Source organism: Clostridium sp. DFI.1.208, from assembly GCF_024463855.1.
GTDB lineage: Bacteria > Bacillota_I > Bacilli_A > Erysipelotrichales > Erysipelotrichaceae > Clostridium_AQ.
The window spans coordinates 1-1,753 of the sequence record NZ_JANGCA010000135.1 but is presented as its reverse complement, the minus strand read 5'-3'; the positions used below and the strand labels follow the sequence as shown (position 1 = coordinate 1,753).

Here is a 1,753-nt window from a genome sequence, read left to right as displayed (position 1 = left end):
GCTGAAGTGAAAAGTTAAATTCCACTTTCAAAGTAGCTAAGTAGAAAAGACTCTTACACAACAATCTAGTTGAATTTACACTTACAATTGCATTTAGTCTTTCATATATCCTTTTTTATATCTATGATGAAGGTAACCGCTGGTTATTATCATACACATTACAAAGGGTGATGAATATGGCAACGAACAAAAACAAACATCTGACTCAGGACGATCGCAATGTCATCGCGATCGGCATCGTTAATGGTTCCTCTAAAAAAGCTATTGCTGATAATCTAGGCAAAGATAAATCTACGATAGGTAAGGAAATCCGTGCTCACCGTTATCTCTCTCATAAATCTACACTTTCTCTAGAATGCGAGAACTATGCTCACTGTAAGTTTAAGAGAAAGAATTGTACTGTCAACTGCCCTGATTATTCTAAGTTCCGCTGTAAACGCAGAGATCGTACTCCGGGAGCTTGTAATGGCTGTGAGAAACTGAAAAGCTGCCGCTTTGATAAATACCTCTATAAACCTACGATCGCCTATGAGGAATACCGTAGCGAACTCGTTGAGTCTCGAACCGGAATCAATCTGACCTCATCAGAAGCTGTAGAGCTAGGCAATACCATCAAGCCTCTTCTATTAAAAGGTCATTCACCTTATCAGATCATAGCTGCACATCCCGAACTTGGAATCAGTGAGAAGACACTCTACAACTATATTGAACAAGGTGTATTCGAATGTGTTGGCATTGCTAACATTGACCTTCGTATAAAAGTCAAAAGAAAAATGACCGCTAAGAAGAAGACGATCTATAAAAAACGACAAGACCGTAAATTCCTTGTTGGACGGCTTTACACAGATTACCAATCCTATGTTGAGTCTGAGGAAATCACACACATTTTACAAATGGATACAGTCTACAATGACATTTCCAATGGGCCGTTTATCCAGACTTTCAAATTCATCAAATATGGGCTCCTGTTTGCTGTATATCACGACACGAAGACTGCTGCAGATATGGTTGACGGACTAGCCGTTCTTGATTCCATCCTTGGAAAAAGCCTGTTTGAACAGGAAGCTCATATAACACTCACCGATCGCGGAGGTGAATTTACTGATGCTGAGCATATGGAAAAAAGAGACGATGGTACCAGAAGGACACGAGTCTTCTATTGCGACCCTATGCAGTCCGGGCAGAAAGGAAGCCTGGAAAATATGCATCGTGAATTACGTTATATATTACCTAACGAAGTAGACTTACGCAGTATCGGCCTGACCGATCAGACTTCCTTGAATGTAGCCATCTCACATATCAATTCCAGTGCCAAGGAACATTTGAATGGAAAATCCCCATTTGAGCTATGTGAGTTCATGTGTCCGGAATTAGCGCAGAAACTTTATGAATTTGGTCTACAGAAAATAGATAAGGACGAAGTGATACTTCGCCCAAGCGTATTGACTCATAAGTAACAAACAGATGATATAAAGAATGATAAGAGCGGCGGCAAAGAACAGTTATTTATAGTGTAACTATAAAATGGAAGTGGAATTTAGTTATACATAGGCATAATGGAGCCTATTTTCAGTGCGCTTATCCATTTTATCTATCATTCGCACAATGACCACTTTCTTCACATTTTTACTTACTTCTACCTATTTGAAACCCTTTCTAACGCTATATTTATGCTCTGTATAGACTTCTGTAGAAGAAAGTTCCACATTTTTTATTCGCCTTTTGAAAGTGGAATTTAACTTTTCACTTCAGC

The 1,753-nt window shown here is 39.1% G+C and carries 1 protein-coding gene; it reads left to right on the top strand.

Annotated features, from left to right (window positions below):
- Nucleotides 1-176: 176 nt before the first annotated feature.
- Nucleotides 177-1,457 (top strand): helix-turn-helix domain-containing protein, encoded by a 1,281-nt coding sequence (locus NE665_RS23605; protein WP_008729262.1) that lies wholly within the window; start codon nucleotides 177-179, stop codon nucleotides 1,455-1,457.
- The last annotated feature ends 296 nt before the right edge of the window (nucleotides 1,458-1,753 follow it).

What these genes read in the sequence shown, in the direction of transcription:
- NE665_RS23605 (WP_008729262.1), top strand. Translation starts at nt 177, where the DNA reads ATGGCAACGAACAAAAACAAACATCTGACTCAGGACGATCGCAATGTC.